This is a genomic window from Burkholderia sp. AU45388 (assembly GCF_030481585.1).
Taxonomy (GTDB): domain Bacteria; phylum Pseudomonadota; class Gammaproteobacteria; order Burkholderiales; family Burkholderiaceae; genus Burkholderia; species Burkholderia sola.
On the sequence record NZ_JAUJPV010000026.1, the window covers coordinates 72574 to 97798 of the forward strand.

Sequence of the window (25225 nt, forward strand, 5' to 3'; positions counted from 1 at the left end):
GCGCTTGCCGGCCTCGTTCCGCTCCACCTCACCTGGGGGTTTCGTGAATCGCTCCGGTTCCCGCGCCGCGCTGCTGATCGGCGCCGCGCTCGTCCTTGCCGCCTGTCATCCGAAAGAATCCGCGCCGCCCGCCCCGCGCCCCGTCGTCGCGCTGCCCGCGCGGGCCGACACCGCCGCCGCCGCGCGCACGTTGCCCGGCGACATCCAGCCGCGCTATGCCACCCCGCTGTCGTTCCGCATCGCCGGCAAGCTCATCGAGCGCCGGGTGCGGCTCGGCGATACGGTGAAGGTCGGCCAGGTCGTCGCGCTGCTCGATCCGTCCGACGTCGAAAAGAACGCCGCGAGCGCGCAGGCGCAATTCGATGCCGCGTCGCACAGCCTCGCGTTCGCGAAGCAGCAGCTCGACCGCGATCGCGCGCAGGCCCGCGAAAACCTGATCGCCACCGCGCAGCTCGAACAGACGCAGAACAGCTACACGTCGGCGCTCGCGCAGCGCGACCAGGCGCAGCAGCAGCTCGCGCTCGCGAAGAACCAGCTCCGCTACGCGACGCTCGTCGCCGACCATGCGGGCACCATCACCGCCGAACAGGCCGATACCGGCCAGAACGTGTCGGCCGGCCAGCCGGTCTACCAGCTCGCGTGGTCGGGCGACGTCGACGTCGTCAGCGACGTGCCCGAGGCGGCGCTCGCGTCGCTCGCGCCCGGTCATGCGGCCACCATCACGCTGCCGGCGCTGCCGGGCCGCCAGTTCTCCGCCAAGGTGCGCGAAATCGCGCCGGCCGCCGATCCGCAAAGCCGCACCTATCGCGTGAAGCTCACGCTCGGCGTGCCCGATCCGGCGATCCGGCTCGGGATGACCGCGGACGTCGCGTTCGACGGCGCGCCGGCCGCCGGCAATACGCAGCCGATCACGCTGCCCGCGACCGCGCTGTTCCACGACGGCGCGCAACCGGCCGTGTGGGTCGTGCGCACGAAGGACGACACGCTCGAGCTGCGCCGCGTCGAGGTCGCGCGCTTCAACGAGCGCACGGTCACCGTGTCGCACGGGCTGCAACCGGGCGAGCGCGTCGTGCTGCAAGGCGTGCACACGGTCAGCGCGGGCGAGAAGGTGCGGGCGATCGCGCCGCTGCATCCGGAGGACTTCGCATCGTGAGCGTCTCCCACGAAGAAGGCCGCTTCAACCTGTCCGCATGGGCGCTGCGCCACCAGGCGCTGGTCGTCTACCTGATCGCGCTCGCGACGCTCGCGGGCATCCTCGCTTACACGCGGCTCGCCCAATCCGAAGACCCGCCGTTCACGTTCCGCGTGATGGTGATCCGCACCTTCTGGCCCGGCGCGAGCGCGCGGCAGGTGCAGGAACAGGTGACCGACCGGATCGGCCGCAAGCTGCAGGAAACGCCGGCCATCGACTTCCTGCGCAGCTATTCGCGCCCCGGCGAATCGCTGATCTTCTTCACGATGAAGGATTCGGCGCCCGTGAAGGACGTGCCCGAGACCTGGTACCAGATCCGCAAGAAGGTGGGCGACATCGGCTACACGCTGCCGCCCGGCGTGCAGGGCCCGTTCTTCAACGACGAATTCGGCGACGTCTACACCAACATCTGGACGCTCGAGGGCGACGGCTTCACGCCCGCGCAACTGCACGACTACGCGGACCAGTTGCGCACCGTGCTGCTGCGCGTGCCGGGCGTCGGCAAGGTCGACTATTTCGGCGACCCCGACCAGCGGATCTTCATCGAGGTCAACAACGCGCAGCTCACGCGCCTCGGCCTCTCGCCGCAGCAGCTCGGCCAGGCGATCAACGCGCAGAACGACATCTCGTCGGCCGGCGTGCTGACGACCGCCGACGATCGCGTGTTCGTGCGGCCGAGCGGCCAGTTCGACAACGTCGACGCGATCGCGAATACGCTGATCCGCATCAACGGCCGCACGTTCCGGCTCGGCGATCTCGCGACCGTGAAGCGCGGCTATGACGATCCTCAGGTCACGCAGATGCGCATGAACGGCAAAGCCGTGCTCGGCATCGGCGTGACGATGCAGCCGGGCGGCGACGTGATCCGGCTCGGCAAGGCGCTCGACGCCGAATCGAAGGAGCTGCAGGCGCAATTGCCGGCCGGCCTGAAGCTGACCGAGGTGTCGAGCATGCCGCACGCGGTGTCGCATTCGGTCGACGACTTCCTCGAAGCCGTCGCCGAAGCGGTCGCGATCGTGCTGGTCGTGAGCCTCGTGTCGCTCGGGCTGCGCACCGGGATGGTCGTCGTGATCTCGATCCCGGTCGTGCTCGCGGTCACCGCGCTGTTCATGTACCTGTTCGACATCGGGCTGCACAAGGTGTCGCTCGGCACGCTCGTGCTCGCGCTCGGGCTGCTCGTCGACGACGCGATCATCGCGGTCGAGATGATGGCCGTGAAGCTCGAACAGGGTTACAGCCGCGCGCGCGCCGCCGCGTTCGCGTACACCAGCACCGCGTTCCCGATGCTGACGGGCACGCTCGTCACGGTGTCGGGCTTCCTGCCGATCGCGCTCGCGAAATCGAGCACCGGCGAATACACGCGCTCGATCTTCGAGGTATCGGCGATCGCGCTGATCGCATCGTGGTTCGCGGCCGTCGTGCTGATCCCGCTGCTGGGCTATCACATGCTGCCCGAGCGCAAGCGGCACGCGCACGAGGCGCACCTGCCCGACGATCACGAGCACGACATCTACGACACCCGCTTCTACCGGCGGCTGCGCGGCTGGATCGACTGGTGCATCGAGCGGCGCTTCGTCGTGCTGCTGATCACGGGCGCGCTGTTCGTCGTCGCGATGATGGGCTTCTCGCTGGTGCCGCAGCAGTTCTTCCCGAGCTCCGACCGGCCCGAGCTGCTGGTCGATCTGCGGCTGCCCGAAGGCGCGTCGTTCGCGGCGACGCTGCGCGAGACCGAGCGGCTCGAGAAAGCGATCGACAAGCGTCCCGAGATCGACCATGCGGTGAACTTCGTCGGCAGCGGCGCGCCGCGCTTCTACCTGCCGCTCGACCAGCAGTTGCAACTGCCGAACTTCGCGCAGTTCGTGATCACCGCGAAATCGGTCGAGGATCGCGAGAAACTCGCGACCTGGCTCGAAACCACGCTGCGCGACAGATTTCCGGCCGTGCGCTGGCGCCTGTCGCGGCTCGAGAACGGCCCGCCGGTCGGCTATCCGGTGCAGTTCCGCGTGAGCGGCGACAGCATCGCGACGGTCCGCTCGATCGCCGAGAAGGTCGCGGCGACGATGCGCGGCGATGCGCGCACGGTCAACGTACAGTTCGACTGGGACGAGCCGGCCGAGCGCTCGGTGCGCTTCGAGCTCGACCAGAAGAAGGCGCGCGAGCTGAACGTCACGTCGCAGGACGTGTCGAGCTTCCTCGCGATGACGCTGTCGGGCACGACCGTCACGCAGTATCGCGAGCGCGACAAGCTGATCGCGGTCGACCTGCGCGCGCCGCGCGCCGACCGTGTCGATCCGGCGAAGCTCGCGGGCCTCGCGCTGCCGACGCCGAACGGCCCCGTGCCGCTCGGCTCGCTCGGCCGCTTCACGCCGACGCTCGAATACGGCGTCGTGTGGGAGCGCGACCGCCAGCCGACCATCACCGTGCAGTCGGACGTGCGCGCCGGCGCCCAGGGCATCGACGTCACGCATGCGGTCGACGCGAAGCTGAACGCGCTGCGCGCGCAGCTGCCGGTCGGCTATCAGATCAACATCGGCGGCTCGGTCGAGGAAAGCGCGAAGGCGCAGACGTCGATCAACGCGCAGATGCCGCTGATGGCGATCGCCGTGTTCACGCTGCTGATGATCCAGCTGCAGAGCTTCTCGCGCGTGCTGATGGTCGTGCTGACCGCGCCGCTCGGGCTGATCGGCGTGGTCGCGACGCTGCTGCTGTTCGGCCAGCCGTTCGGCTTCGTCGCGATGCTCGGCGTGATCGCGATGTTCGGGATCATCATGCGCAACTCGGTGATCCTGGTCGACCAGATCGAGCAGGACATCGCGGCCGGCCACGGCCGCGTCGACGCGATCATCGGCGCGACCGTGCGGCGCTTCCGCCCGATCACGCTGACGGCCGCGGCCGCGGTGCTCGCGCTGATCCCGCTCTTGCGCTCGAACTTCTTCGGGCCGATGGCGACCGCGCTGATGGGCGGCATCACGAGCGCGACCGTGCTGACGCTGTTCTACCTGCCCGCGCTGTACGCGACGTGGTTCCGCGTGAAGCGCGACGAACGCGACCCGCAGGACGGGCCGCCGCCAGGCGCCACGCCTGCCGCGCCGTCGGGAGTCTGACCATGGATCGATCGATGACCCTGAAAAAGAAAGCCGTGCGGGCGCTCGCCGCGGCGAGCGTCGCCGGCCCGCTCGCGGGTTGCGCATGGTTCGCGCCGAGCGGCGAGCCGCCCGCGATGCCGTCGCCCGCGCACTACGGCGCCGCGCCGCAAATCCAGCAGACCGTATCCGCGCAAGGCGTCGCGCAGCAGTTCGAAGTTGGCGCGCAGCCGGTGCCGGACTGGTGGAAACAGTACCGCTCCGACGCGCTGAACGCGCTCGTCGACGAAGGGCTGCGCAACAGCCCGACGCTGAGCGCGGCGTCGCATTCGCTGGACGCCGCGCGCGAACAGTTGCGCGGGCAGATCGGCAGCTCGATGCTGCCGTCGATCGACGCGGTCGGCCAGGCCACGCGCCAGCGCGCGCTCGGCGTGCCGATTCCCGCGCTCGGCGCGCCGACGCTGCTGTACGACACGTTCGTCGGGCAACTGCAGGCGAGCTATACGGTCGACCTGTTCGGCGTGTCGCGCTTCGCGAACCGCGCGCTCGCGAAACGCGTCGACGTCAGCGCGTTCCAGCTCGAATCCGCGCGGCGCGCGCTGGCCGCGAACATCGTGACCGCGTCGATCACCGTGTCGGTGCTCAATGCGCAGATCGACACGACCGAGCGGCTCGTCGCGCTCGCGAACGACCAGGCGCACGACGCCGAGCGCCGCCATGCGCTCGGTTCGGCCTCGCGCAGCGACGCGCTGAATGCCCGGCAAAGCGCCGACACGTTCGCGGCTGGCTTGCCCGCACTGCGCCAGCAGCGCGACTCGGCGCGCCACGCGCTCGCGGTGCTGGTCGGCCGCACGCCCGACCGGCCGCCGGCCGATCTCGCGCTGACCGATCTGCACCTGCCCGAGCAGGTGCCCGTCGTCGTGCCGTCCGATCTGCTGCAAAGCCGTCCGGACATCCAGGCCGCCGACGCGGGGCTGAAGGCCGCCGCCGCCGAGGTGGGCCTCGCGACCGCGCAGATGTTTCCGCAACTGTCGCTGTCGGCGGCGATGGGCAAAGGAGGCTTCAGCTGGCCGGCGATGCTGTCGGGGGCGGGCGCGATCTGGAACGTCGGCGCGTCGTTGAGCCAGCCGATCTTCCACGGCGGCGCGCTGCTCGCGCAGCGCCGCGCGGCGAAGGCGACCTACGAGGCCGCGGTCGACCAGTACAAGCAGGCGGTGCTCGGCGCGTTCCAGAACGTCGCCGATTCGCTCGCGGCGCTCGAGCACGACGCGGAGGCGCTCGATGCGTCGTCGCGCGCCGCGCTGTCCGCCCGTGGCGCATACGACGACGCGGCCGCCCGCGTGCGGCTCGGTGCGCTGCCGCCGTCGGCCGCGCGCGCGAGCGAGTTGCAGTACCGCAATGCACGGCTCGACGAGATTCGCGCGACCGGCGCACGGTTCGCGGATACCGCGCGGCTTTACCAGGCGATGGGCACGCCGCCGGCCGGCAACGGCGACACGTCCGGTAAAAACGCCCAAGCCGCCGGCGACGGCACGGCCAGCACGCAGGCCCGTGCCGCCGCGCCCGCCCCTTCGGCGCAATCACCGCAGTAACCACCCCTCCGATCGGACGCGCGTGCGAACTTCCGCCACGCCCGTCCGATCGCCGATCTTCCGCTTGACCCTCACGTAGCGTAACGTTCGAGACTCCAGTGTGCGCACCGAACGGAGGAACGAATGCGGCTGAAAGTGGGAGACCTGGCGAAACGCAGCGGGCTGACCGTCCGCACGCTTCATCACTATCACGCAATCGGTCTGCTGACGCCTTCGGCGCGCGCCGACAACGGCTACCGGCTGTACGACCGCGACGACATCGCCCGGCTCCACCAGATCCAGGCCCTGCGTCGCTTCGGACTGTCGCTCGCCGAAATCGGCGACTACCTGAACCGGCCCTGCACGCCGCTCGTCGATCTCGTCGCGAAACAGATCGCGTCGCTCGACCGCCAGCTCGCGCAAACCGCGCAGCTGCGCGAGCGGCTCGCGAGCCTGCATGCACAGCTCGCGGCGGGCACCGAGCCGGAACTGGCCGATTGGCTCACCACACTGGAGTTGATGACCGTGTACGACAAATATTTCTCCGAGGAAGAACTCGCGCGCCTGCCGATGTACCGGAAGAGCCAGGCCGGCGACGCGGAATGGATCGCGCTCGTCGACGAGGTCCGTACGCTGCACGAGGCGGGCGTGCCCGCCGAGGACGAACGCGTGCGGGCGCTCGCCGCGCGCTGGATGGCGCTGCTGGTGCGCGACACGAACAACGATCCGCGCTTGCTCGCGAAGTTGAACCTGATGCACGCGCAAGAGCCGTCGATGCAGTCGAAGATCGGCATTTCAACCGCGTTGCGCGACTACGTGCTGCGCGCTTCGGCGGAAACGAAAATGCGGATCTTCGAGCAGTACCTCGGGCCGGACGAGATCCGTTTCATGCGGGCGCACTACCGGGAACGGGCGATGGAATGGCCGCAACTGATGGCCGACGTGCGCGACGCGATCGATGCGGGCGCGCAGCCCGATTCGCCGCGAGGCCGCGCGCTCGCGCAACGCTGGCTCGAGCTGTTCCGCAGCTACGCGGGCCACGATCCGGCCACGCACGCGAAATTCCGCCAGGCGCTGATGAACGAGCCGGCGCTGACGAAGGATTCGTGGACCGACGAGACGCTGCTCGGTTTCATGCGCGAGGCGATGGCGCAGCTGGCGCCGGCGCGCTGACCGCATGATTCCCGGGCGGCACGCGGGTTTCCCGTGCGCCGTCCGTTTCACCAAGGGCAGCAGGAATCTCACGCCCAATGGCCAAGCGCCCGCCTAGTCGTTACGCAGGCTGATCCCGCGCCAGCGCTTCATCATGTAACGCAGAAACGCGGGCTGCCCCTTCAGGTCCGCGTTCGGCACGGGCGCCGCGCCGCCGTCGACGAACTTGCCGTTGATCGTCACGGTTTCCTCGCCGCGCAGCACGTATTTCGTGCCCGCGTCGATCAGGAAGTACTTGACCTGATCGGCGCTCACGTCGCCGCGGCAACCGATCTTGTACGCGAACAGGAACTGCTTGCGGCCGTTGCCGAGCAGGTCGCGCATTTCGATCGACTTCGGCACGACGTCGAGAATCACGTCGACCGGGCATGCCTTCACGTAGTCGCGCACCATCCAGTCGGGGCGGCCGTCGAGCGTCGCGGACACCTTGAGTTCGACGTCGTCGCCGGACTCGGTTCTGGCGAGCGTCACCGCATGCGCACCGGCCGCATCGGTCCACGTGTAGTCGGCGGCGTGCGCCGGGCTGGCCAGTGCCGCGGCTGCAAGCAACAGGCAATGCAAGAGGGCATGTCTTTTCATCGGCGATGGAGAAAACGGGAATCGAACGCGCCATTATCGACAAAGCCGCCCGCCGCCGCCAGCCGCGCGCGCGACGCCCGCTCAGCGCTCGCGCGTGCCGAGCCCGAGCGCCTTCATCCGGCGATACAGCGTCCGTTCGCTCAATCCGAGCTGCGCGGCCAGCGCCTTGCGCGTGCCGTCGAACGCGCGGGCGACCCGGACGAGCTCCGCGTCCGACACGCCGCGCGCATCCGCTGCCGGCGAGTGCGGCGCCGCCGCGGCCGCGACGAGCTCGGCCGGCAGATGTTCGACGCGGATCGTGCCGTCATCGGCGAACAGGCACGCGCGTTCGAGCACGTTGCGCAGCTCGCGGATGTTGCCGGGCCATGCATACGCGTCGAGGCACGCCCGCGCGCGCTCGGTCAGCGTGAACGGCCGGGCATTCGCGTCGCCCGCCTTGCCGCGCGCGTTCGCGATCCGCCGCAGGATCGATTCGGCCAGCAGCGCGACGTCGCCCTGCCGTTCGCGCAGCGCCGGCAGCGGAATCGGAAACGCGTTGATCCGGTAGTAGAGATCCTGCCGGAACCGGCCGTCGTCGATCATCTCGCGCAGCGGCTTGTGCGTGGCCGCGACGAGCCGGAAATCGGCGCGCAGCGCCTCGACGCCGCCCACGCGCCGGAACGTGCCCGATTCGATCAGCCGCAGCAGTTTCACCTGCATCGGCAGCGGCACGTCGCCGATCTCGTCGAGAAACAGCGTGCCGCCCTGCGCGGTTTCCACGAGGCCCGGCTTGCGCTGGTTCGCGCCGGTGAACGCGCCCTTCTCGTAGCCGAACAGTTCGCTCTCGAACAGCGTCTCGGCGATCCCCGAGCAATCGACGACGACGAACGGCCCCATCGCGCGATCGCTCGCCTCGTGCAGCGCGCGGGCGAACAGCTCCTTGCCCGTGCCCGATTCGCCGAGCAGCAGCACCGGCAGCGTCGAGGGCGCCACGCGCTGCAGCGCGCCGAGCGCCGCGTTGAACGCGTCCGAGCCGCCGACGAGCCCTTCCGCGCTCGGCTGCGCGGACGCGCTGCGTACCGTCGTCAGCCGCTCGACGTACGCGATCACGTTGCCGTGTGCATCGAAGATCGGCCGCAGCTCGACGTCGACATGCTCGGGGCCGCGCGGCGTGTGATGGATGTGCAGCACGCGGTTCAGCCCGCGCGATTCGAGCGCCTGCTTCATCGGGCAATGCTCGCCGGCCTGGTCGCACGGCACGTCGTAGTGATGCGATACCTGGAAACAGTGCCGGCCCACGTGCTCGACGCCCGCCACGCCGAACTGGCGCCGGTACGCATCGTTCGCCGCGAGGATCCGGTAGTCGGGGTCGACGACGATCATCGGCAGCGGGTCCTGCTCGAGATACGCGACGAGCGCGCGGACGTCCGGCATCGCGTCGCGGCGCGGGACGGGGACGATCGGAATGGTGTCGTGCGGATTCATGCGGCGGCTCGCTCGGCGAAGGGGCGCCCGGACGGACTGCCAGGCTGACTGCCAATTCTGCCACGACACTGCCAGTTGTGGCAGCCCCCGTCCGCCACCGGATGTCGCCGCCGCCTTCTCGACGCCGCCAATGCGCCGAAAACCCGAGCCGAATCAAGTCGTTGCCACATCAACCGGTGCCGCGCCGCCGGCTGGCATGCTTCTTGAGGTAAAGATCGCGATTGCAGATGCAGAACCCGATCGAGGACACCCCGTGAGCAACGCCCCCGCCCTGGCGGTCGAAGGCTTTTTCGACCCGGCCACCCACACCGTCAGCTATCTCCTGCTCGATACCGCGAGCCGCGCGTGCGCGCTGATCGACAGCGTGCTCGACTACGACCCGAAATCCGGCCGCACGCGCACCGCCAGCGCCGACCGGCTGATCGCGCGCGTCGCCGAACTCGGCGCGACCGTGCACTGGCTGCTGGAGACGCACGTGCACGCCGACCACCTGTCGGCCGCGCCGTACCTGAAAGCGCAGGTCGGCGGCCAGATTGCGATCGGTTCGCACGTGCGCCGCGTGCAACACGTGTTCGGCACGCTGTTCAACGCAGGCCCCGGCTTCGCGGAAGACGGCCGCCAGTTCGACCGGCTCGTCGACGACGGCGACACACTCGCGCTCGGCGCGCTGACGATCCGCGCACTGCACACGCCGGGCCACACGCCCGCGTGCATGACCTACTGCGTGGAAGACGCGACGCAGCGCGCGGCGTTCGTCGGCGACACGCTGTTCATGCCCGACTACGGTACGGCCCGCTGCGACTTCCCCGGCGGCGACGCGCGCACGCTGTACCGTTCGATCGCGCGCGTGCTCGCGCTGCCGCCGGACACGCGCCTCTACCTGTGCCACGACTACCAGCCGGGCGGGCGCGACGTGCAGTTCGTGACGACCGTCGCCGAGCAGCGCCGCGCGAACGTGCACGTGAAGGACGGCGTGACCGAGGACGATTTCGTCGCGATGCGCACCGCGCGCGACGCGACGCTCGACATGCCCGTGCTGATGCTACCGTCGGTGCAGGTCAACATGCGCGCCGGCCACCTGCCCGAACCCGAGAACAACGGCGTGCGCTACCTGAAGATTCCGCTCGACGCGATCTGAGCCGCGCGCCCCACCGGAGACCCGACATGACCATCCGCAAGCTGACCGACACGCTGTCGGTCTCGCCGCAGATCGCGGCGGCCGACCTGCCCGCGCTTCACGCGGCGGGCATCCGCGCGATCATCTGCAACCGACCCGACGGCGAAGGCGCCGACCAGCCGACCGTCACCGAGATCCGCGCGGCCGCCGCGCCGCTCGGCATCGACGTGCACTACCTGCCGGTCGATACCGGCAAGGTGACCGACGACCAGGCCGCGCAGTTCGGCGCGCTCGTCGCGTCACTGGACGGGCCCGTGCTCGCGTACTGCCGCAGCGGCACGCGGTCGGCCACGCTGTGGGCGCTGTCGCAGGCGGCGCTGCGCCCGCTGGACGACCTCGTCGCCACCGCCGGCGCGGCCGGCTACGACCTGAGCGCGCTCGCCTCGCGTATCGCGCAGGGCGGCCGCCGCGCGGCGCCGGCCGTGGACGCGCGGCACGACATCGTGATCGTCGGCGCCGGTGCGGCCGGCATCGCGGTCGCGTCGAGCCTGCTCGCGCGCGACGCGTCGCTCGACATCGCGGTGATCGATCCCGCCGACGTCCACTACTACCAGCCCGGCTGGACGATGGTCGGCGCGGGCGTGTTCCGGCCCGAGACGACCGCGCGCCGGATGACCGACCTGCTGCCGCGCGGCGTGCAGCGGATTCAGGCCGCGGTCGCGGGCTTCGAGCCCGACGCGCACGCGGTCGTGCTCGACGGCTGCCGGCGCATCGGCTATCGCAAGCTCGTCGTGTGTCCGGGGCTCAAGCTCGACTGGCATGCGATCGACGGCCTCACCGCCACGCTCGGCCGCAACGGCGTCACGTCGAACTACCGCTACGATCTCGCGCCGTACACGTGGGAGCTCGTGCGCGCGTTCCGCGGCGGCCATGCACTCTTCACGCAACCGCCGATGCCGATCAAGTGCGCGGGCGCGCCGCAAAAGGCGATGTACCTGTCGTGCGACCACTGGCGGCGCACGGAGCGCCTCGACGCCGCGAACGTCGAATTCCTGAATGCGGGCGGCGCGCTGTTCGGCGTCGCCGATTACGTGCCCGCGCTGATGGAGTACGTGAAAAGCTACGACATCGCGCTGTCGTTCGGCCACAACCTCGTCGCGATCGACGGGCCCGCACGCCGCGCGACGTTCTCGCGCGCGCTGCCGGACGGCGGCAAGGAAACCGTCGAGCGTGCGTTCGACATGATCCACGTCGTGCCGCCGCAGAAGGCGCCCGATTTCGTGCGCGCAAGCCCGCTCGCCGACGCGGCCGGCTGGATCGACGTCGATCCGGCGACGCTGCGGCACAAGCAGTTCGCGGACATCTACGCGCTCGGCGACGTCACCAACACGACCAACGCGAAGACGGCCGCGGCCGCGCGCAAGCAGGCGCCCGTCGTCGCGCACAACCTGCTCGCGTCGCTCGGCCGCGCGCACGGCGACGCCGCGTACGACGGTTACGGCTCGTGTCCGCTCACCGTCGAGCGCGGCAAGATCGTGCTCGCCGAATTCCTGTACGGCGGCAAGGTCGCGCCGACCTTCCCCGCGTGGCTGATCGACGGCAAGCGCCCGTCGCGGCTCGCGTGGCTGCTCAAGGAGCGCGTGCTGCCGCCGCTCTACTGGAAGGCGATGCTCAAGGGCCGCGAATGGCTCGCGAAGCCCGCGATCGCACGTTGACCGGAGCGCGATGACGTCATGCTGATTTCCCTCGTACTCGGCGGCTTCGTCGGCGCCGTGCTCGGCCTGACCGGCGCCGGCGGCGGCATTCTCGCGGTGCCCGCGCTCGTCGTCGGGATGAGCTGGCCGATGCAGCAGGCCACGCCCGTCGCACTCGTCGCGGTGGCCGGCAGCGCCGCGCTCGGCGCGCTCGAAGGCTTTCGTCGCGGGCTCGTGCGCTATCGCGCGGCGCTGCTGATGGCGGTGGCCGGCGTGCCGCTGACCACGCTCGGCGTGCGGCTCGCGCACGTGCTGCCGCAGCGCCTGCTGCTCACGCTGTTCGCGCTGACGATGCTGGTCGTCGCCGGCCGCCTGCTGCGACAGGCGCTACGGCAGCAGGCGACCGACGCGGATGCGTCGCCGCTGTGCGTCGGCCGCGTGAATCCCGATACGGGCCGGCTCGTGTGGTCGTGGCCCGTGGGCATCGCGCTGGCGTCGACCGGCGCGGTCACGGGCTTGATGACGGGCTTGCTCGGCGTCGGCGGCGGCTTCGTGATCGTGCCGATGCTGCGCAAGTTCACGAACGTGTCGATGCATGGGGTGGTCGCGACGTCGCTGATGGTAATCGCGCTGGTGGGCACCGGCGGCGTGCTGGCGACGCTCGTGTCGGGCACGCGCGCGCCGCTCGACGTGACGCTGTGGTTCAGCGTCGCGACCGCGCTCGGCATGGCCGCCGGCCGCAGCGCGTCGCGCCACCTCTCCGCACGGCACGTGCAGGCCGGGTTCGCGGCCGTGCTCGTCTGTGTCGCGGTGGGGTTGCTGGCGAAGGCGGCGTTCGGCGCGTGAACTCTCGGCGCACGAGGACACGCGCCATCAAAACAAAACGCCCGGCCCGACTCGTCGTCGGCACCGGGCGTTTTTCATGACGGCCGCAACCGGCGTATCAGGCCGCGAACCCCGCCATCCGCTTGCGCTCCTGACGCAGCATCACGAAGTTCGCGATCACGACGCCGGCCGTCACCGCGATGATGAACAGCGTCGCGAGCGCGTTCATCTCCGGGTTCAGCCCGAGGCGCACGCGCGAGAACACGACGAGCGGCAGCGTCGTCGAGCCGGGGCCCGACAGGAACGCCGACAGCACGAGGTCGTCGATCGACAGCGTGAACGACAGCAGCCAGCCCGCGACCAGCGCCTGCGAGATCAGCGGCAGCGTGATCGTGAAGAACACCTTCAGCGGCGTCGCGCCGAGATCGAGCGCCGCTTCTTCCAGCGACGGATTCAGCTCGCGCACGCGCGACTGCACGATGATCGCGACGTACGAGATGCACAGCATCACGTGGCCGAGCCAGATCGTGAACACGCCGCGCTCAGCCGGCCAGCCGATCCACTTCGCGAGCTCGATGAACAGCAGCAGCAGCGAGATCCCCTGGATCACCTCGGGGATCACGAGCGGCGCATTGATCATCCCGCTGAACAGCGCGAAGCCGCGAAAGCGGCCCATCCGCGCGAGCACGAAGCCGGCCCACGTGCCGATGAACACCGACGCGAACGCGGTCAGCACGCCGATCTTCAGCGACAGCCACGCGGCCGTCAGCAGTTCGTCGTCCTCCACGAGCGCCGTATACCAGCGGAACGAAAAGCCCGACCACACGGTGACGAGCTTCGACTCGTTGAACGAATAGACGATCAGGCTGATGATCGGGATGTACAGGAACGCAAAGCCGACGAACAGCGCCGCGAACTGCAGGTAACGATTCGGCTTCATCGACGGCCTCCCTGTTCCTTCGCCTGGAAGTGCTGGAACATCGCCATCGGCACGAGCAGCAGCAGCACCATCGCGCAGGTCACGGCAGACGCCATCGGCCAGTCCGCGTTGTTGAAGAACTCGTTCCACATCACGCGGCCGATCATCAGCGTATTCGCGCCGCCGAGCAGCTCCGGAATCACGTACTCGCCGACCGCCGGGATGAACACCAGCAGACAGCCCGCGATGATCCCGTTCTTCGACAGCGGCAGCGTGATCCGCACGAACGCCTTCCACGGCTTCGCGCCGAGGTCGTACGCGGCTTCGAGCAGGCGCAGGTCCATCTTCACGAGGTGCGCGTAGAGCGGCATCACGAGGAACGGCAGGTACGAATACACCATCCCGATGTATACCGCGTAGTTCGTGCGGTACAGCTCGATCGGCGTATGGGTGAGCCCGATCCACATCAGGAAGTTGTTCAGCAGCCCGTTGTTCTTCAGGATTCCGATCCACGCGTATACACGGATCAGGAACGACGTCCAGAACGGCAGCATCACGCCCATCATCAGCAGGTTGCGGGTGGCCGGGTTCGAGCGCGCGATGTAGTACGCCATCGGATAGCCGAGCAGCAGGCACAGCAGCGTCGTGATCGCGGCGACCCACACCGAGTTCACGTAGGTCGCGAAATACAGGCTGTCCGTGAACAGGAACGCGTAGTGCGACAGGTTCAGCGCGATGTGCACGACGCCGTCGGTGTACGACGCAAGTTCCGTGTACGGCGGAATGCCGAGCTGCAGCTCCGCGAAGCTGATCTTCACGACCAGCACGAACGGCACGAGGAAGAACAGCACGAGCCACGTGAACGGGCCAGCCACGACCGCCGTGGCGCCCGTCAGGTTGAAGCGCCGCACCGGCCACTCCAGCAGGGACTTGAACGCGTTCATGACGTCAGCACCACGCCGGCGGTCGCGCTCCAGCGCACGTAGATCTCGTCGCCGAGCGACGGCGTGTCGAGTTCGGAAATCGCGAGGCTCGACACGTTCGCGATCACCGTCTTGCCCCCGTCGAGCTTCACGTGATACAGCGAATAGCCGCCCATGTACGCGACGTTGCCGATCCGGCCGCGCGCCCAGTTGAACGCGCCTTCGGGCGGCTTGCGCGTGAGCGCGATCCGCTCGGGGCGCACCGACACCGTGACCGGCATCCCGAGCGGGCCCGAGATCCCGTGGCTCACGTACAGCCGGCTCGGCAGTTCGGGCGATTCGATGTACACGTGATCGGGTTCGTCCTCGACCGTCAAGCCGTCGAACAGGTTCGTCGAACCGATGAACTCGGCCGAGAAGCGGCTGTTCGGGTATTCGTACACCTCGTTCGGCGAGCCGATCTGCACGATCTGGCCTTCGCTCATCACCGCGAGACGGTTCGCCATCGTCATCGCCTCTTCCTGATCGTGCGTGACCATGATGCAGGTGACGCCGACCTTGTTCAGGATGTTGACGAGCTCGATCTGCGTACGCTGGCGAATCTGCTTGTCGAGCGCGGACATCGGCTCGTCGAGCAGCAGCAGCTTCGGGCGCTTGACCAGCGAACGCGCGAGCGCGACGCGCTGCTGCTGGCCGCCCGACAACTGGTGCGGCTTGCGCTTCGCGTACTTGCCCATCTGCACGAGTTCGAGCGCGGACGCGACGCGCGCCTTCAGCTCGGCCTTCGGCGTGCCTTCCTGCTTCAGCCCGAACGCGACGTTCGACTCGACCGACATGTGCGGAAACAGCGCATATGACTGGAACATCATGTTCACGGGCCGCTTGTACGGCGGCATCTGCGCGAGATCCTCGCCGTCGATCAGGATCTTGCCCGACGTGACCGTCTCGAGGCCTGCGAGCATCCGCAGCAACGTCGACTTGCCGCAGCCCGAGCTGCCGAGCAGCGCGAACAGCTCGCCCTGGCGCACGGTCAGGTTGACGCTGCGCACGGCTTCGGTGTCGCCGAATTTCTTGACGACGTCGACGATCTGGACAAAGTTCTCGGCGCGCGCATCGGCGCCGGAGGAGGAAACGGAGAACGGCGCGCCTGCGACCGGCGCACCCGACTGGCTATTCATGATGTGCTGCTTCTCTCCTGCGTTAGACGAACAAAGCCCCCGGGGGCACCAGGGGCTTCATGACTACGGGTTCACTTCGGCTCGCGTCAGCGGCCCGACTTCAGCTCGGTCCACAGACGCGTCTGCAGACGCTGGATTTCAGGCGGCAGCGGCTTGAGCAGGAACAGCGTCTTCACGACGTCGGCCGGCGGGTACACGGCCGGGTCGTTCGCGACGTCGGGCCGCACGTACTTGCGTGCCTCGGTGTTGGCGCTCGGGTAGTACACCGCGTTCGTGATCGCCGCGTGCACCTTCGGATCCTCGATGTAGTTGATCCATTGCAGCGCGGCTTCCTTGTTCTTCGCATCCTTCGGGATCGCCATCACGTCGAACCACACGGGCGCGCCGCCCTTCGGAATGTAGTACTCGATCTTGTACGGCTTCTTCGCCTCGATCGCGCGATGCTTCGCGATCACGACGTCGCCCGACCAGCCGTACGCGAAGCAGATGTCGCCGCCGACCAGGTCGTTGATGTAGCCCGACGAGTTGAATTGCGTGATGTACGGACGGATCTTCTTCAGCACGTCCATCGCGGCCTTGTAGTCGGCCGGGTTCGTGCTCATCGGATCCTTGCCGATGTAGTGCAGCGTCGCCGCGAACATCTGGTCGGGCGCGTCGAGCACCGACACGCCGCAGGTCTTCAGCTTCGCGAGGTTTTCCGGCTTGAACAGGATGTCCCAGTTGTCGAGCGGCACCTTGCCGAGCACCTGCTGCGCCTTCGTCAGGTTGTACGCGAGGCCGGTGGTGCCGTATGCCCAGGGCACCGAGTACTTGTTGCCCGGGTCCGCGCCGGCGACGAGCGCCATCAGTTGCGGATCGAGGTACTTGAGGTTCGGCAGCTTCGACTTGTCGAGCGGCGCGAAGATGCCGGCGGCGATCTGCTTGCCCGCGTAGTTGCTGGTCGGCACGACGATGTCGTAGCCCGAGCTGCCCGTCAGCAGCTTCGCCTGCAGCGTGTCGTCGCTGTCGTAGTTGTCGTAGCGAACCTTGACGCCCGTCTGCTTCTCGAAGTTCGGGATCGTGTCCTTCGCAATGTAGTCCGACCAGTTATAGACATTGAGCTGCGTATCCTTCGCCGCTGCCGCCGAAGCCCCCACGCACAGCGCGAGCGCTGCGAACCGGCCCACTACCTTTGCTTTCATCCCGTTCTCCCTTCGGCCGGACGCGTTGCCCGGCTGCCGTCTGCCTCGTCATGGCGGCGCATTCTGGTGTGCCGCCCCTCGAAAACCCCGAAAACTACCATCATTCGCGCCCCGTCACAAAAAAATCGTGCCGGTGTCGCGCAAACGGAACAGATTCCCGCCGCCGCTCGGTCGAGCCGCCCGTGCGGCGGGGCGTTCCGGGGGAATTCTATCGGGTAATCGGCGGCTGTCCACCGGGAAAAACGGGCAGCGGCGACGCGGCGTCCGGATGGCGGGCGGCGGCGCCCGGCCCCGGCGGCCGGCCGGGGCGCCGCGATGCATTAAAATGGCGGCTGACGATTCAACTGCGCGAACCCTTCCGATGGCCTCCAATCTTCACGACCTCCCCGACAGCCCCTGCATCGGCGTGTGCTCGACGCTCTTCGACGAAGTCTGCAAGGGCTGCGGCCGCACGGCCGCCGAAGTGTCGAACTGGGTGTTCCTGAGCGACGACGAAAAGCGCGCGGTGTGGGAGCGCATCACGCGCGAAGGCACCGCGATGCGTTTCCAGTACGACAAGCTGTAAATCCGCCGCACAAAAAAAGAGCGGCATGCCGACCGCCATGCCGCCAACCCCAACTCTGTTCTTGTTTCGTCGCGCCTAGAATTTCATCCCGACGCCCACGCCGACGATCAGCGGATCGATGTGCAGCGTGCCGATGCCCTTGTCGCCGAGCGTCGCATCGGTGCTCATCCAGATCTTCTTCACGTCGACGTTCATGAACACCTTCTTCGTCAACTGCACGTCCACGCCGAACTGCAGCGCGGGGCCGAAGCTGCTCTTGTTGATCGACACGCCCTCCCCGCCGACGTTGAGCCCGTTGTTGTAGAAGTACGTGTAGTTCAACCCGGCGCCGAAGTAAGGACGCACCTTGCCCGCATGGTTGAAGTGATACTGCAGCAAGAGCGTCGGCGGCAGCACGCCCACGCCGCCGAGATTGCCGAGGCTCAACGTCAGTTGATGCCGCGACGTGCCGAGGATCAGCTCGACGCCAAGGTAGTCGCGGATCATGTACGTGAAGTCGAGCTCGGGCACGATCGCGTTGTTCACGCCCGTGTTGATCGCGCCGAGCGTGTCGCTCGCGCGTTCGTTCGGCTGGATGCTGATCGCGCGAAGCCGGACCAGTACGTCACCCTGGTTGATGCCGTCGCCCGGCGACGCCGCGTGCGACAGCGACGGCATCGCGACGAAGCTGGCCGCGACGGCGGCTGCGGTGACACAAGTTCGAATCGTTTTATGCATGGTACGGACCCCCAAAGAATGGTTTCCATTCTCCCTGTAGGGTCTTTTCGTCATCTTGATATTGGTCAAGCCAGCGTAAACGTGGGACGGTTTGCCGCAGGCTCGGTCGCACTGCCCGTCAGCAGCAGGTCGAGCAGATCGCGCACGCTGCGGATCGCGCGGCCGAACGGCAACGCTTCGCGGCCGCGGAAGAACAACCCGTTCGCGACGTCGCCGCGCAGCGCGGCCGCGAGCCGCGTGTCGATGCAGAAGTGGCCGAATTTCTCGATGCCGTCGCGCAGCCCGCATACGCTCAGGCATTCGAGCGCGGTCGGGCAACGCTGCTTGAACGCGCCGAGCTTGTTGCGAATGCGCGTCTCGTTGCGCAGGTAACGATCGAGCCACGGCGTCTTCACCGCGCGTGCCGGCAGCCCCGTCACGCTGACGAATTCGACGATGTCGTCGGGCGTCGCATCGGCGAGCACGCGCTTGAAGTGCGGATGCGCATCGCCTTCTTCGGTCACCGCGAACGGCGTCCCGACCTGCACGCCGTTCGCGCCGGCCGCGAACGCCGCGCGCACCGTGTCGTGACTGTTGATCCCGCCCGCGACGATCAACGGGATCGTGTCGCGGGCGAGGCCGAGCGACGCCATCACCTGCGCGGTCTCGTCGAGCACGCGCGCGAAATCGAAACGACCGTCGTGCATGTCGTCGATCTGCGTCACGCCGAGGTGCCCGCCCGCGTGCGCCGGATGCTCGATCACGATCGCATCGGGCAGGCGCCCCTTTTTCATCCACTTCTTGAGCACCAGCGCGATCCCGCGGCTGTCCGACAGGATCGGGATCAGCGCGATGTCGTGCCCTTGCGTGAGATCGGGCAGATCGAGCGGCAGGCCCGCGCCCATCACGATCGCGTCCGCGCCCTCGTCGCACGCGACCCGTACGTAGTCCGCATGCGCGCTCACCGCCTTCATCACGTTGACCGCGATCATCCCGCGCCCTTCGCTGTACGTTTTCGCGAGACGGATCTCGCGCGCGAGCGCGTCGAGGTTCGCCGCTTCGAGCGTCGCGCGATCGGGTTGCGCGCGGCAACGCGCGAGCAGATCCGCATGATGATGGCGCAGGTCGATGCTCGCGATCGTGCCGACCGCGCCTTCGCGCGCGACGCTGCCCGCCAGCCGGTGCGCGGAGATACCGACGCCCATGCCGCCCTGCACGACGGGCAGCAAGGTGCGGCCGCGGATCGTCAGCGGCGGAAAGGAAGTGCGTACGGTCATCTGAAACCTCGTCGGAACATCGAAATCGCGATGATCGACGATCCACCGCCGCGCACCTTGACGGCCGTCAATAAAAAAACGGCACGCGAGCGTGCCGTTGCGCGGTCAGGCGGGACGAAACGCTCAGGCCGGCTTCGCCGGCTTCAGCTGCATCGACTTGTATTCGAGGTATTCCTCGAGCCCGTACACGCCGTTCTCGCGGCCGTGCCCCGACTGCTTGAAGCCGCCGAACGGCGCGGCGCCGTTCCACGCGCCGCCGTTGATGTCGACCTGCCCCGTGCGGATGCGGCGCGCGACGCGCATCGCGCGTGCGTCGCTGCCGGCCCACACCGCGCCGCCGAGCCCGTATGGCGAGTCGTTCGCGATCCGCACGGCCTCGTCTTCGTCGCGATACGTGATGATCGACAGCACCGGCCCGAAGATCTCTTCCTGCGCGATCGTCGCTTTCGGATCGACGCGGCCGAACACGGTCGGCTTCACGAAGAAGCCCTTCGCGAGCCCTTCGGGCAAGCCGGTGCCGCCCGTCACGAGTTCCGCGCCTTCGTCGATCCCGCGCTGGATGTAAGCCTGCACGCGCTGCTGCTGCGCGGCCGACGCCAGCGCGCCGAGGCGCGTCGTCTCCTGCCGCGGGTCGCCCGCGACGTACGTCTCGGCCGCGGCCTTCGCGATCTCGCGCGCTTCCTCGTAGCGGGCTTCCGGCACCAGCATCCGCGTATGCGCGGAGCAGGTCTGGCCCGCGTTCAGGTAGCACGCGTTGACCGTGCCCTTCACCGCCGTCGCGAAATCGGCATCGTCGAGGATCACCGACGCCGACTTGCCGCCCAACTCCAGCGCGACGCGCTTGACGCCCGCGGCCGCCAGCTCGGCCACGCGCTTGCCCGCACGCGTCGAGCCGGTGAACGACACCATGTCGACGTCCGGATCGGTGGCCAGCACCTCGCCGACGACTGGGCCATACCCGCACACGAGGTTGAACACGCCGGCCGGCAGCCCGGCCTCGTGGATCGCTTCGGCCAGCATGAACGCGTTGAGCGGCGCGACTTCCGACGGCTTGAGCACCACCGTGCAGCCGGCCGCGAGCGCCGGCGCGACCTTCAGCGTGATCTGGTTGAGCGGGTAGTTCCACGGCGTGATCGCCGCGACGACGCCGACCGGCTCGCGCACCACCAGCGAATTGCCGACCCGCGCCTCGAATTCGAACGATTCGGCGAGCTTCGCGTACGCCTTCCAGTTGTAGACCGGGCCGCCGACCTGGATCGCGCGCGACAGCTTGATCGGCATGCCGACTTCCCCGGTGATCGACTGCGCGAGTTCCTCGCTGCGCGCCTGCAGATGCTCGACGATCTTGCGCAGGTAGCCCGCGCGCGTCGCGGCCGGCGTGGCCGCCCACGCGTCGAAGGCCGCGCGCGCCGCGCGGATCGCGTCCTGTGCGTCGGACGCGACGCCCTCGGGAATCCGGCCGATCACGGCTTCGGTGCCCGAATCGATCACGTCGATCGTGCCGGCGCCGGCCGGTTTGCGCCATGCGCCGTCGATGTAGAACTGGTCGTAGATTTTCATCGCTTTCCGCCTCCAGGGAAGCCGACATTCTAGCGAGCGTTTCGGCGGCTGGTGTGACGAATGACAGCCATCCGAAAGGGCGGCGCACCCTCGCGCCGAATGCTCCGCCGGGTGACGCGCATGGCCGGCGCGGCGTTCGTCGGGCCGCCGCCGCGTCAGCATCCGCCCGGGTGCGCGGCCGGGCCCGCATCGTGCTATGTTTTTACTATCGGCATCGGCCCGTCGCGGCCGGCGCCGCCCGGAATCGACGCACTTCGTGAGCGCTGCCATGTCCGACGCATCCCATACCCTCGGCTCGCAAGACCGCCTGGAGCTGCTTTGCTGGCTCACCTGCGGCAACCTCGGCGCGTTTTACCTGAACGAATCCTGGCCGGACGCCGCGTTCCAGGTCCAGGCCGCGCACCGCTGGCTCGACCGCCATCACCGCCAGGCCGACTGGCTCTCGGTCGCCCGGCTCGCGGCGCTCGCGCAGGACATCGCGAAACGGCATGCGGGGTTCGTGGACGCGTCGTGGGCACGCGACGCGGTCGAGGAAATCGTCGATACCGACGATCTCGACTATCGGGCCAAACTCGTGCAGTGGGTGTACGAAGACTGCTGCAAGGCGCTCGCCGACAAGCGGCTGGCCGATTGAGCCGTGCCGGCGAAAACGGCCCGGTTCTTCTACGAATGGACCGGCACCCGGCTGCGTCCGGTCGGCACGTGTCCGCTGGCCATCGAGCCGGTTCGGTAACCGACCCGGGCGACCCATGACATCCATTCACCTCAGTTTCGACGACGGCCCCGGCCCGTCGACGCCCGCGCTGCTCGACGTGCTGCGCGATGCGTCGTGCTCGGCGACCTTCTTCGTGCTCGGCAAGCACCTGGCCTTCGCGCACGACGTCGCGACGCGAATCGCGCGCGAAGGCCACCGGCTCGGCAATCACACCTATTCGCATGCGAAGCCGGGCGCGCTCGCGGACGCCGCCTTGATCGACGAAATCGACACGACCGATGCGCTGATTCGCGACGTCTATCGCGGCGCCGGCCTTGCCGCACCGGATGCGATCCCGCTGCGGCTGCCGTACGGGTTGATGCCGCACGACGATCGCGCCGACGTGCTCGCACGCCTGCGACGCGAACACACGGGCTGGACCGCGATACTGAACGACTGGCAACGGCCGGCGCCATCGCCGCAGGCGCTGCTCGACGCGATGTGCGCGCATGTCGACGCGTGCATGGCGCAGCATCGCGACGTGCTGTTCTGTCTGCACGACGGATCGCGGCACGGCGACGCGCGCCCCAACACGGTCGAAGCCGTGCGGCTGTTCCTGAACCGGCAGCGCTGACGCGACGATCGGCTAGCCCGCGGGCGCCGCCCCGTCCAGCAACCGGCGCCAGCCACCGAGGAATCCGATGCCGGGCCCCGGCATCCACAGGCCGCGCTGCGCGGCTTCGAGATGGATCAGCGTCTGGTCCGCGCAGAACAGCGCCGTCAGCGTGTCGCGGTTGTCGCGCAGCCAATCGGGCGCCGCATCCGGCCGCGTCGCGGCATAAACGTGCAGGCAGGCCGTCCATCGCCCGCGGTCGAACACGAAGCTGTCGTCCCGGCCCGCATCGCGCGACAGCGCGAACGACGCAAAGGCCGCCTCGAGCCATTGCGCGCCCTGCCCCACATCGTCGAAATCGAGCACGCCGTTCACCGCGTTGCCGACATACAGCAGGTTGCCCGCGTGATAGTCGCCGTGCAGCCAATGCACCGGCCCCGCGAGCCACGACGCCGCCGCGTCGAGATGCGCGCCGATCCGCCGGATCACCGTGTCGTAGTCGTCGTGCAAGTCGGCCGGCAGCGACGGCATCGCGCGCGCCGCCACCCGTGCATGACGTGCGGACAGCCATGCGAGCGGCGCCGCTTCGCTGGCGGGTATCGCGGCCAGCGCCATATGCAGATGCGCGAGCGTGCGCATTGCGTCGGTCGCCCCTGCGTGCGCGTCGTCCGGCAAGCCGGGGCGGCCGTCGATATGCTCGAACAGATGCAGCCAGCGTCCGTCCGGCATCCGCACGCCGGTTCCTGCATCGGCGGTCGGCCGTAGCCGCGGCAGCGCGGGCAGCCGCGACGCGGCGCGCGCCTCGCCAAGCTGACCGAGTATCGACGCCTCGCGCCGCATCTGTCCGACCGGCTTGCCGGACCACGACACGCGCAGCACCGTGCGCGCCGCATCGCACTCGATGAGATAGGTTTTGTTAGTATGGCCCGACGCCAGCGCGTGCAGGCGCGCCGGCCCGATGTTCCAGTACTGGTGTAGCCACGGCTCCAGCGTTTTCACGTCACTCCTACTCGTTGCATCGACCATGTCAGAGCGTCCTTCGGCCCGCATGCGGGACATCAACATCGAATGGCTGACCCGCGCCGCCGAATTCGGCCATCTGTTCCAGACCCGCTGGCTCGGCGAGCGCTTCTTCCATCTGCCCGGCGACATGCTCGCGCTGCAGGAACTGATCTGGCGCGAGCGCCCCGACTGCATCGTCCAGACCGGCATCGCGGCGGGCGGCGGCGTGGTGTTCACCGCGTCGATGCTGGAACTGGCCGGCAACCCCGGCCGCGTCATCGCGATCGAGCCGCGCCTGCGCGACGAAGTCCGCCAGCGCCTGCAATCGCACCAGCTCGCCCATCGCATGGTGCTGATCGAAGGCGAATCGTGCGCGGCCGACACGCTCGCCTCGGTGCGGGCGCAGATTCACGACGGCGCGCGCGTGATGGCGATCCTCGATCTCGCGCATACGCACGCGCACGTGCTGCGCGAACTCGAATGCTATGCGCCGTTCGTAACGCCCGGCAGCTACGCGATCGTGATGGACACCATCATGGAGTACCTGCCGGAGTCGATGTTCGACGGCAAGCCGTACGGCCGCGGCAACAACCCGGCCACGGCCGCACGCGAATTTCTCGCCCGCGACGACCGGTTCGACATCGATCACGACATCGAGGACCGCGTCCTCATGACGCTGTCGCCAGGCGGCTTCCTGAAGCGAGTGCGCTGATCAGGCGGGCGGCTTGCGCGGAGCCGTCGTGCGCGGCATAGCTGTCGCGGATTCGCGCCGCCTGCTCACGCAACGATCCGGCACGCAACAGACGTTCGAGCGCATCGGTAACGGCCGCGACGCCGGCCTGCTGCAGATCGAGCACGCAGCCCGCGCCGGCCCGCTCGACGAAGTGCGCCGAATGGAACTGGTCGTTGCAGAACGGCGACAGCAGCATCGGCACGCCGCACGCGAGCGACTCCATCACCGAATTCGCGCCGCCGTGGCTGACGAACGCGTGCGTGCGCCGCAGCAGCGCCAGTTGCGGCGCGTAACGCACCGCGATCACGCGTTCGTCGCCGGCCGGCAGCCGATCCGAATCGACCAGTTCGCCGACCGACAGCACCAGTTGCGCCGACGTCGCGCGCGTCGCGTCGATCACCTTCGCGAACACCTCCGGGTGGTAGTAAAGCTGGCTGCCGAGCGACATGTAGACGAGCGGACGATCCGTGTCGACGCGTTCCCACGGAAATGCCGTCTCGTCGCCGCGCGGGCCCGACGGCATGGCAGGGCCGACCAGTTCGACACCGGGCGGCGGCGTGCCGACCAGCGCGTCGGTCGTGAATGCGAGCGTCAGGTGAGGCGACAGCACGTCGCAACCGCGAAAGCGTGCGTCGAGGCCGTAGCGCGCGAACAGGCGCGTGCGTTCCGGTTCGAGCCAGCGCACCGTGCGCAGCAACTCCGAATCGAGATCGTCCGGCAGCACCGGATTCAGCGAATTCGACATCGACACCCACGGCAGCCCTTCCAGCTCGGCCGCAATCGCCGCCGCATACAGCAGCGGGTCGATCACGACCACGTCGGGCCGCCATTCGCGCAGCACCGCGCGGATACCGTCCACCTGCGCGGGCGCGAGGTCGATCAGCAGCGTCCGGATCCAGTGCCGCAGCCAATCGGCGTCGCGAATGTTCGCGGCGAAGCTCGCGCCGCGCGACAGGTCGTGGCGCTCGGGCGTCTCGCGCGGCCCGACGAACGCGAAGTCGCCGGCGCCGTCGAGCTGTGCGCTGATGTCGGCCGGCGCATAGAACGCGACGTCGCAGCCGGCGGCGCGCAACTGCTGGGCCGGGCCGATGCACGGATTGACGTGGCCCTTCTCGGGCACCACGCAGAACAGGATGCGTTTCATGAG

General features: G+C 68.6%; 22 protein-coding genes. 11 read left to right on the forward strand and 11 right to left on the reverse strand.

Features of this window, described 5'->3' with window-relative positions; genetic code table 11:
* Positions 1 to 43 precede the first annotated feature (43 nt).
* The 4 genes from QZM72_RS30285 to QZM72_RS30300 all read left to right on the forward strand — a co-directional run bounded on the left by QZM72_RS30285 (position 44) and on the right by QZM72_RS30300 (position 7019).
* Positions 44 to 1153, forward strand: coding sequence for an efflux RND transporter periplasmic adaptor subunit (locus tag QZM72_RS30285; RefSeq protein ID WP_089467523.1), 1110 nt, complete (start codon positions 44 to 46; stop codon positions 1151 to 1153).
* Positions 1150 to 4296, forward strand: coding sequence for an efflux RND transporter permease subunit (locus tag QZM72_RS30290; RefSeq protein ID WP_301739906.1), 3147 nt, complete (start codon positions 1150 to 1152; stop codon positions 4294 to 4296). Before QZM72_RS30285 ends, QZM72_RS30290 begins: the two co-directional genes overlap by 4 nt.
* A 2-nt stretch (positions 4297 to 4298) precedes the next feature.
* The gene (locus QZM72_RS30295) at positions 4299 to 5867 is read left to right on the forward strand and encodes an efflux transporter outer membrane subunit (protein ID WP_089467525.1); all 1569 of its coding nucleotides are present in this window, start codon (positions 4299 to 4301) and stop codon (positions 5865 to 5867) included.
* Between the two features lie 123 nt (positions 5868 to 5990).
* On the forward strand, positions 5991 to 7019 hold the full coding sequence (locus QZM72_RS30300) for a MerR family transcriptional regulator (RefSeq protein ID WP_089467526.1): 1029 nt from the start codon (positions 5991 to 5993) through the stop codon (positions 7017 to 7019).
* Between the two features lie 93 nt (positions 7020 to 7112).
* Here QZM72_RS30300 and QZM72_RS30305 read toward each other — a convergent pair whose 3' ends face one another.
* Positions 7113 to 7637, reverse strand: a complete 525-nt coding sequence (locus QZM72_RS30305) for a M949_RS01915 family surface polysaccharide biosynthesis protein (protein ID WP_089467527.1) — start codon at positions 7635 to 7637, stop codon at positions 7113 to 7115.
* Between the two features lie 81 nt (positions 7638 to 7718).
* Complete coding sequence (locus QZM72_RS30310; RefSeq protein WP_301739907.1) at positions 7719 to 9101, reverse strand: sigma-54-dependent Fis family transcriptional regulator; 1383 nt, start codon at positions 9099 to 9101, stop codon at positions 7719 to 7721.
* A 253-nt stretch (positions 9102 to 9354) separates the two neighbouring features.
* On the opposite strand from QZM72_RS30310, the gene QZM72_RS30315 reads away from it, so the two are divergent.
* Genes QZM72_RS30315 through QZM72_RS30325 form a run of 3 tightly spaced genes read left to right on the forward strand, consistent with a single transcriptional unit; the run spans position 9355 to position 12758 of the window.
* The gene (locus QZM72_RS30315) at positions 9355 to 10239 is read left to right on the forward strand and encodes an MBL fold metallo-hydrolase (RefSeq protein ID WP_089467529.1); all 885 of its coding nucleotides are present in this window, start codon (positions 9355 to 9357) and stop codon (positions 10237 to 10239) included.
* 26 nt (positions 10240 to 10265) lie between these two features.
* Positions 10266 to 11933 (forward strand): bifunctional protein tyrosine phosphatase family protein/NAD(P)/FAD-dependent oxidoreductase, encoded by a 1668-nt coding sequence (locus QZM72_RS30320; protein WP_089467530.1) that lies wholly within the window; start codon positions 10266 to 10268, stop codon positions 11931 to 11933.
* Positions 11934 to 11951: 18 nt separating this feature from the next.
* A complete protein-coding gene (locus tag QZM72_RS30325; RefSeq protein ID WP_089467531.1) occupies positions 11952 to 12758 on the forward strand; it encodes a sulfite exporter TauE/SafE family protein in 807 nt (268 codons plus the stop codon).
* Positions 12759 to 12855: 97 nt separating this feature from the next.
* On the opposite strand, the gene QZM72_RS30330 is transcribed toward QZM72_RS30325, so the two are convergent.
* The 4 genes from QZM72_RS30330 to QZM72_RS30345 all read right to left on the reverse strand — a co-directional run bounded on the left by QZM72_RS30330 (position 12856) and on the right by QZM72_RS30345 (position 16938).
* Positions 12856 to 13677, reverse strand: a complete 822-nt coding sequence (locus tag QZM72_RS30330; protein ID WP_089467532.1) for an ABC transporter permease subunit — start codon at positions 13675 to 13677, stop codon at positions 12856 to 12858.
* Complete coding sequence (locus tag QZM72_RS30335) at positions 13674 to 14600, reverse strand: ABC transporter permease subunit (RefSeq protein WP_089467533.1); 927 nt, start codon at positions 14598 to 14600, stop codon at positions 13674 to 13676. Before QZM72_RS30335 ends, QZM72_RS30330 begins: the two co-directional genes overlap by 4 nt.
* Positions 14597 to 15757 (reverse strand): ABC transporter ATP-binding protein, encoded by a 1161-nt coding sequence (locus tag QZM72_RS30340; RefSeq protein ID WP_301739908.1) that lies wholly within the window; start codon positions 15755 to 15757, stop codon positions 14597 to 14599. The genes QZM72_RS30335 and QZM72_RS30340 overlap by 4 nt, the downstream gene beginning before the upstream one ends.
* 86 nt (positions 15758 to 15843) lie before the next feature.
* Entirely contained in the window at positions 15844 to 16938 is a 1095-nt protein-coding gene (locus QZM72_RS30345) for a polyamine ABC transporter substrate-binding protein (RefSeq protein ID WP_301739909.1), read from the reverse strand.
* 361 nt (positions 16939 to 17299) lie between these two features.
* Between QZM72_RS30345 and QZM72_RS30350 the strand changes: the two genes are divergently transcribed.
* The gene (locus tag QZM72_RS30350) at positions 17300 to 17503 is read left to right on the forward strand and encodes a DUF1289 domain-containing protein (protein WP_006493160.1); all 204 of its coding nucleotides are present in this window, start codon (positions 17300 to 17302) and stop codon (positions 17501 to 17503) included.
* A 75-nt stretch (positions 17504 to 17578) separates the two neighbouring features.
* Here the strand turns inward: QZM72_RS30350 and QZM72_RS30355 are convergent, their stop codons facing one another.
* The 3 genes from QZM72_RS30355 to QZM72_RS30365 all read right to left on the reverse strand — a co-directional run bounded on the left by QZM72_RS30355 (position 17579) and on the right by QZM72_RS30365 (position 21036).
* On the reverse strand, positions 17579 to 18220 hold the full coding sequence (locus tag QZM72_RS30355; RefSeq protein WP_301739910.1) for an OmpW family protein: 642 nt from the start codon (positions 18218 to 18220) through the stop codon (positions 17579 to 17581).
* 65 nt (positions 18221 to 18285) lie between these two features.
* Positions 18286 to 19476: a nitronate monooxygenase family protein gene (locus tag QZM72_RS30360; protein ID WP_089467536.1), complete on the reverse strand. Its 1191-nt coding sequence runs from the start codon at positions 19474 to 19476 to the stop codon at positions 18286 to 18288.
* Positions 19477 to 19599: 123 nt separating this feature from the next.
* Positions 19600 to 21036, reverse strand: a complete 1437-nt coding sequence (locus QZM72_RS30365) for an aldehyde dehydrogenase family protein (RefSeq protein WP_301739911.1) — start codon at positions 21034 to 21036, stop codon at positions 19600 to 19602.
* Between the two features lie 268 nt (positions 21037 to 21304).
* Between QZM72_RS30365 and QZM72_RS30370 the strand changes: the two genes are divergently transcribed.
* Together QZM72_RS30370 and QZM72_RS30375 are read left to right on the forward strand one after the other, a co-directional pair.
* Positions 21305 to 21670 (forward strand): hypothetical protein, encoded by a 366-nt coding sequence (locus QZM72_RS30370; protein WP_006488152.1) that lies wholly within the window; start codon positions 21305 to 21307, stop codon positions 21668 to 21670.
* Positions 21671 to 21785: 115 nt separating this feature from the next.
* Positions 21786 to 22364 carry a polysaccharide deacetylase family protein gene (locus QZM72_RS30375; protein ID WP_089467537.1) on the forward strand — a complete coding sequence of 193 codons (579 nt, stop codon included), beginning with the start codon at positions 21786 to 21788 and terminating at the stop codon, positions 22362 to 22364.
* Positions 22365 to 22376: 12 nt separating this feature from the next.
* Here the strand turns inward: QZM72_RS30375 and QZM72_RS30380 are convergent, their stop codons facing one another.
* The gene (locus QZM72_RS30380) at positions 22377 to 23369 is read right to left on the reverse strand and encodes a phosphotransferase (RefSeq protein ID WP_179233390.1); all 993 of its coding nucleotides are present in this window, start codon (positions 23367 to 23369) and stop codon (positions 22377 to 22379) included.
* Between QZM72_RS30380 and QZM72_RS30385 the strand changes: the two genes are divergently transcribed.
* Positions 23368 to 24057, forward strand: coding sequence for a cephalosporin hydroxylase family protein (locus tag QZM72_RS30385; protein WP_089467539.1), 690 nt, complete (start codon positions 23368 to 23370; stop codon positions 24055 to 24057). The genes QZM72_RS30380 and QZM72_RS30385 overlap by 2 nt on opposite strands.
* On the opposite strand, the gene QZM72_RS30390 is transcribed toward QZM72_RS30385, so the two are convergent.
* Positions 24014 to 25222: a glycosyltransferase gene (locus tag QZM72_RS30390; protein WP_089467966.1), complete on the reverse strand. Its 1209-nt coding sequence runs from the start codon at positions 25220 to 25222 to the stop codon at positions 24014 to 24016. The two genes, QZM72_RS30385 and QZM72_RS30390, sit on opposite strands and share 44 nt — an antisense overlap.
* Positions 25223 to 25225 lie beyond the last annotated feature (3 nt).